Below are 6,730 nucleotides of genomic sequence, written 5' to 3' on the forward strand. Positions count from 1 at the left end.
CACCCGCCTGCTCACCCCGTCCACCACCGCGCGGGTGTCCAGCGCCGTCAAGCCCGGCAGCCGCCGCTCGTCCACGGCGGTGCGCGCGCCCGCGGTGTAGGCCAGCAGCTCGGGGTGGTCGGTCAGCAGCAGGCCCCCGACGAAACCCACGTCCGGGCTCGGCCCCGCGTGCGCGCCCGCGTCGAACACGGCGGTCACCTCGGCGCTGCCGCCGGCACGGTGGCGTTCGGCGAGCCGCCCGGCGACCGCGGCGTAGCGCTCGTCCCCGCCGCGCCGGTGGTCCTGGCTGCTCAGCGGGATCGCGCCGTCCCGGCTGACCAGCAGCGCCGAACCGGACAGCCCGTCCGCCGAAGCATCGATCGTCGCCTGCGGCACGTCCACGACCAGTGCCGATCCGCCGCCGATCCGCTCGCGCACCGCGGCCGAGACCGCCTGCTCGATCCGCTGCCTGCGTTCCGGGTCGAGCCGCCGCAGCGCCCGCCGCGAACGCCCCTGCTCCCAAGCCTGCTCGGGCGCGCGGATCAGGTGGGTGAGCTCGCCCGAGTCCTTCCCCACCACGCGCTCCAGCACGGCCAGCGCCAGGTGCGTGCCCACCGAGACCGCCGAACGCTGCCTGCCGATCACTCCGTCGACGATCCCGGCGAGGTCCAGGGACCGGATCGTGCGCCACACCGCCGCCACATCACCGAACGGCAACTGCCGGGTGCGCTCCGGTTCCGCCGCCGAACCGCCGAGCGACCCCGCGACGTCCTCGGCGGTACCGAGGTAGCGCTGCCCGACGATGCGCGGGCGGCCGTTCACCCGCCCGGACTCCGCGTAGTAGTAGTAAGTCCGCCCGCCGCGCCGCTTGCCGATGATCGACCCCACGCTTTGGGTAATACACCCGCGCAGTGCTTCCCGCAACCACTCGCAGCTTCCTGACCAGGATCAACACGCTGCATGACCGGATGGTCACCGGACTCGCCGCGCACGCGCTGGCGGCCTGCGAGCGAGTCGGCCTAGCGTGCCGGTATGTCTTCCGATGACGCCCCCACCTCCTCGGCGATGCGCCGCGCGCTGGCCCGCGCCCGCGACGGCAAGACGCTGGACCGGGACGAAGTGGCCGTGCTGCTGCAAGCCCGCGACGCCGATCTGGACAAGCTCACCGAACACGCCGCCAGGACCCGCGACGCCGGGTTGCGCGCGGTAGGCCGGGAAGGCGTGATCACCTACAGCCGCAAGGTGTTCATCCCGCTGACCAGGCTGTGCCGGGACCGCTGCGGCTACTGCACGTTCGTCACCGTGCCCGGCAAGGTCGAATCGCCGTACCTGTCGCCGGACGAAGTCCTCGAGATCGCCCGCGAAGGCGCGGCGATGGGATGCAAGGAAGCCCTGTTCACCCTCGGCGACCGGCCGGAGGACCGCTGGAGCGCGGCGCGCGACTGGCTCGACGCGCACGGCTACGACGACACGCTCTCCTACGTGCGGGCGATGTCGATCCGGGTGCTGGAGGAGACCGGGCTGCTGCCGCACCTCAACCCCGGGGTGATGGGCTGGCAGGACCTGCAGCGGCTCAAGCCGGTCTCGCCGTCGATGGGCATGATGCTGGAGACCACCGCCAGCCGGTTGTACACCGAGAAGGGCGGGCCGCACTACGGCTCCCCGGACAAGGACCCGGAGGTGCGGCTGCGGGTGCTCGACGACGCCGGGCGCAGCGCGGTGCCGTTCACCACCGGCATCCTGATCGGCATCGGCGAGGACCACGGCGAACGCGCCGACGCGATCTTCGCGATCCGCAAGGCCGCCCGCGCCTACGGCGGCATCCAGGAAGTCATCGTGCAGAACTTCCGCGCCAAGCCGAACACCAAGATGCAGGCGACGCCGGACGCGGACCTGCAGGAACTCGCCGCGACGATCGCCGTGACCCGGCTGGTGCTCGGCCCGAAGATGCGCATCCAGGCCCCGCCGAACCTGATCGGCGACGAGTACGCGCGGATGATCCGCGCGGGCATCGACGACTGGGGCGGGGTTTCGCCGCTGACCCCGGACCACGTCAATCCGGAGCGCGACTGGCCGCAGATCGACGAGCTGGACCGGCTGACCGCGGATTCCGGTTTCCGGCTGCGCGAACGGCTCGCGATCTACCCGGAGTACGTGCGCGCGGGCGAACCATGGCTGGACCCGCGAGTGCGCTCGCACGTCGACGCGCTCGCCGAACCGGAGACCGGGCTGGCGCGCGAAGGCGCCATGCCGGAAGGGATTCCGTGGCAGGAACCGGACGGCGGCTGGGAGCAGCTGGCGGGCACCGGCCGCACCGACCTGCACGTCGAAGTGGACACCGTCGGGCGCACCGGGGATCGGCGCACCGACTTCGACTCGGTCTACGGCGACTGGTCCGAACTGGCCGAGCGGGTACCGACGACACCGTCGCGGATCGACTCCGACCTGCGGGAAGCGTTGCAGCGCGCGGAAAAGGACCCGGCCGGACTGTCCGATGAGGACGCTCTCGCGCTGCTGCACGCGGACGGCGCGGAGCTGGACGCGCTGACCTCGCTGGCCGACGGGCTGCGCAGGGACACCGTCGGGGACGACGTGACCTTCGTGGTCACCCGCAACATCAACTTCACCAACGTCTGCTACACCGGCTGCCGGTTCTGCGCGTTCGCGCAGCGGCGCACCGACGCCGACGCCTACACGCTGTCGCTGTCGCAGGTCGGCGAGCGCGTCGACCAGGCGTGGGAAGCGGGCGCGACCGAGGTGTGCATGCAGGGCGGCATCCACCCGGACATGCCCGGTACCGCGTACTTCGACATCGCAGGCGAGGTCAAGCGCAGGCAGCCGGGCATGCACCTGCACTCCTACAGCCCGATGGAGGTCGTCAACGGCGCCTCCCGCACCGATCTGTCCATCCGGGACTGGCTCGATCGCGCCCGGGAGTCCGGTGTGGACTCGATCCCCGGAACCGCGGCGGAGATCCTGGACGACGACGTCCGGTGGGTGCTGACCAAGGGCAAACTGCCCGCGTCGAGCTGGATCGAGGTGATCAGCACCGCGCACGAGCTCGGCATCCCGACCACGTCGACGATGATGTACGGGCACGTGGACACCCCCGAGCACTGGGTGGGGCACATCAAGCTGATCGCCGACCTGCAGCGGAAATCCCTGGAGAACAACGGGAAACCCGGCTTCACCGAGTTCGTGCTGCTGCCGTTCATCCACCAGAACTCGCCGATCTACCTGGCCGGGCTGGCGCGCGCGGGCACCACGCCGCGGGAGAACCGGGCGGTGCACGCGATGGCGCGGATCCTGCTGCACGGGCTGATCGACAACATCCAGTGCTCGTGGGTGAAGCTCGGCGTCGACGGCTGCCGGGACGTGCTCGCAGGCGGTGTGAACGACCTCGGCGGCACGCTGATGGAGGAGACGATCAGCCGGATGGCCGGGGCCGACAACGGCTCCTACAAGACCATCAGCGACCTGGAGACCATGGTCGCCCCGACCGGCAGGCCGCTGCGGTAGCGCACCAGCCTCTACGGCACCCCGGACGCCGACCGCGTCGAAGCGGCCCGCGCCAGCGACGGCGTCACCCCGGCCGTACGCCGCTCACTGCCGGTGGTCGGCTGAGCGTTTCGCCTCGGAGCGAGCGGACCGTTCGACCATTCCCGTGGGTCCAACGGTCCGTTCGCTCCGGCCGGACCTGAGCCCGGCGAGGGAGGTTCAGCCCTGCCGCATCGTTCCGGTTCGGACGAAGCGGTGGTGCCAGGACAGGGATTCGTCGAGCAGGTGCGGCGTGTGCAGGCCGAACGAGTCGCGCTGTGCCCGTGCGAAGTAGTCGTGCAGCGCCGGGCGGAAGTCCGGGTGCGCGCAGTTGTCGATGACTACCCGGGCTCGCTCGGCCGGCGCGAGTCCGCGCAAGTCGGCCAAGCCCTGTTCGGTGGCGATCACGTCCACGTCGTGCTCGGTGTGGTCGACGTGCGAGACCATCGGCACGATCGTCGAGATCGCCCCGCCCTTCGCGCTGGACGGCGTCACGAAGATCGACAGGTAGGCGTTGCGGGCGAAGTCGCCGGACCCGCCGATGCCGTTCTGCACCGAGCTGCCCATCAGGTGCGTGGAATTGACGTTGCCGTAGATGTCGGCCTCCACGATCCCGTTCATCGCCAGGCAGCCCAGCCGCCGCACCACCTCCGGATGGTTGCTGATCTCCTGCGGCCGCAGCACGATCTTGTCCCGGTAGTCGGCGATGCCGTCGTGGAACCGGTCGTCGGCAGCGGGGCTCAGCGACAGCGCGGTCGCCGATGCGGCGCGCAGCACGCCCGCGTCCAGCAGGTCCAGCATCCCGTCCTGGATGACCTCGGTGTAGGCGGTCAGGTCGCGGAACGGGCCGGTGCGCAACCCGTCCAGCACGGCGTTGGCGACGTTGCCGACGCCGGACTGCAGCGGCAGCAGTTCGCGCGGCAGCCGACCGGAGCGGACCTCCTCGCCCAGGAAGTCCAGCACGTGCCCGGCGATGCCGCGGGAGGTCGCGTCCGGCGGGCGGAACGCGGTGCCGCGGTCCGGTTCCTCGGTGCGCACCACCGCGACGATCTTGTCCTCGGGGCATTCCAGGTGCGGCGCACCGATCCGGTCCGACGGCCGGGTCAGCGGAATCGGCTTGCGCTGCGGCGGCAGGGCGGTGCCGTAGTAGATGTCGTGCATCCCTTCCATGCCATCGCCGTGCCGCTCGTTGAGTTCGACGATGACCTGGTCGGCCTGCTCGATCCAGGTCTTGTTGTTGCCCACCGAGGACGACGGGACCAGGTGCCCGTCCTCGGTGATCGCGGTGGCTTCGACGATCGCCACGTCGAGCCGCCCGAAGAAGCCCTGCCACACCCGCGGCGCCACGTGCGAGAGGTGCATGTCGGTGTAGCGCAGCGCGGCCGAGTTGATCCGGTCCCGGGTGACCGGGTCGGATTGGTACGGCAGCCGCAGGTCGATCCCGTCGGCTTCGGCGAGCACGCCGTCCACTTCGGGCGCGGTGGAGGCGCCGGTCCACAGCCCGATGCGCATCGGCTCGCCCGTCCGGTTGGCCTCGGCGATGCGCTGCGCCAGCGCGGCCGGGACCCGCTTCGGGTGGCCGGATCCGGTGAAACCGCTCATGCCGACGTTCGCGCCGGGTTTGACCAGGTTCGCCGCCTCGACGGCACTGGTGAGCTTGCGCGCGATCCTCGGGTTGCGGATGCGTCCGGTCATGAATTCTCTCCGTTCAGCAGCATTGCCGTCGGCACCCTCCGGTGCGCGAACGGAAGAGTAGGAGCGGCTGTGATCCCGTAAACAGTGACGCGGGGCACAACGCGGTCGAACGCGGGCCCCGCGCAGTTTTCGGAAAGCGGCGATCGCAGCCCGCTGAGCTGCGCGGAAAACTCGTCGGGGAACGCTCCGGAAAACCTGCTCCCGGATCGGCGCGACGCGCCGGTGACCGCGCGGCGCATTCGCCCTCCGACACCTGCGATCGGAGCGCGAACGGCTCCCCGATCCGCCGGACGACCGCAGTCCGAGCCGTCCGGATCTGGCGAAAACACTGGTCAGACGACCGCGGCTGCGCCGGTCCCTGGCGCGCCGACGGCGCGGGCCGCCCACGACGCCCTTGCCCCGGGAAACGGATCACCTAGTGTCGAAAACGGCTCCGAGAACGAGAACCGCCGGATTCCGCGATCGGGCACGACGGAGCCACGAATCCACCGCGATCGCGATCGGCGACAAGGTGAGGAAAAGGAGCATGACGGCAAACGCGAGCGCCGCGGCGCACCGGCCCGACGAGCAGGTCGATTCCATTTCGCTGGACGAGCAGGTATTCGGCGACAACCCGCTGCAAGTCCGCGAATCCGACCACTACGCGCAGGAATACGTCGGCGGCATCGTGGACAAGTGGGACGAGCTGATCGACTGGGACAAGCGCGCCGAGAGCGAAGGCCGCTTCTTCGTCGACCAGCTCAAGGCGCGCGGCGTGGAATCCGTGCTCGACGTGGCGACCGGCACCGGGTTCCACTCGGTGCGGCTGCTGGAAGCGGGCTTCGAGACGGTCAGCGCGGACGGCAGCCCGCAGATGCTGGCCCAGGCGTTCCGCAACGGCCGCAGGCACGGCGGGCACGTGCTGCGCGTGGTCAATGCCGACTGGCGGTGGCTCAACCGGGACGTGCACGGCGAGTACGACGCGATCATCTGCCTGGGCAACTCGTTCACGCACCTGTTCTCCGAGCACGACCGGCGCAAGGCGCTGGCGGAGTTCTACGCGATGCTCTCCCACGACGGCGTGCTGATCATCGACCAGCGCAACTACGACGCGGTGCTGGACGGCACGTCCGGGGCCAACCAGACCTACTACTACTGCGGCGATCAGGTCTCGGCGAAACCGGACCACGTCGACGAGGGGCTGGCCCGCTACAAGTACACGTTCCCGGACGACACCGAGTACTTCCTGAACATGTACCCGCTGCGGAAGAACTACGTGCGCGGGCTGCTGCGCGACGTCGGTTTCCAGCGCATCGACACCTACGGCGATTTCCAGCAGACCGCCGCGGACGAGACGCCGGACTACTACATCCACGTCGCGGAGAAGACCTACCGCACCGCTGAGGAACTGGCCGAACTGGACGCGGACGCGCCGCGCTCCACGAGCTGAACCGGCACACCCCCTGAACCGGCAAACCCCGCCACCGCCGGCCGGTCCCGCGCGGACCGGCCGGCGGACTCGTCGTCGTTCAAGTACAAC

At 70.3% G+C, this 6,730-nt stretch carries 1 protein-coding gene and 3 pseudogenes; 2 read left to right on the forward strand and 2 right to left on the reverse strand.

From position 1 onward, the window contains the following. Positions 1 to 867, reverse strand: a pseudogene (locus IJH84_RS13825) (transposase); the annotation flags it as partial. A gap of 144 nt (positions 868 to 1,011) precedes the next feature. On the opposite strand from IJH84_RS13825, the pseudogene IJH84_RS13830 reads away from it, so the two are divergent. Next, positions 1,012 to 3,603 (forward strand): annotated as a pseudogene (locus IJH84_RS13830) (bifunctional FO biosynthesis protein CofGH). A 93-nt stretch (positions 3,604 to 3,696) separates the two neighbouring features. Here IJH84_RS13830 and IJH84_RS13835 read toward each other — a convergent pair. Then, positions 3,697 to 5,211: an acetyl-CoA hydrolase/transferase family protein gene (locus IJH84_RS13835; RefSeq protein WP_295144965.1), complete on the reverse strand. Its 1,515-nt coding sequence runs from the start codon at positions 5,209 to 5,211 to the stop codon at positions 3,697 to 3,699. A gap of 526 nt (positions 5,212 to 5,737) precedes the next feature. Between IJH84_RS13835 and IJH84_RS13840 the strand changes: the two are divergent. Next, positions 5,738 to 6,601, forward strand: a pseudogene (locus IJH84_RS13840) (class I SAM-dependent methyltransferase); the annotation flags it as partial. Positions 6,602 to 6,730: the final 129 nt, after the last annotated feature.

It is taken from the genome of Saccharopolyspora sp. (genome assembly GCF_017434145.1).
Classification (GTDB): domain Bacteria; phylum Actinomycetota; class Actinomycetes; order Mycobacteriales; family Pseudonocardiaceae; genus Saccharopolyspora_C; species Saccharopolyspora_C galaxeae.

Coding starts and splice junctions, on each gene's coding strand:
- IJH84_RS13835 (WP_295144965.1), bottom strand. CDS start 5,211: ATGACCGGACGCATCCGCAACCCGAGGATCGCGCGCAAGCTCACCAGT.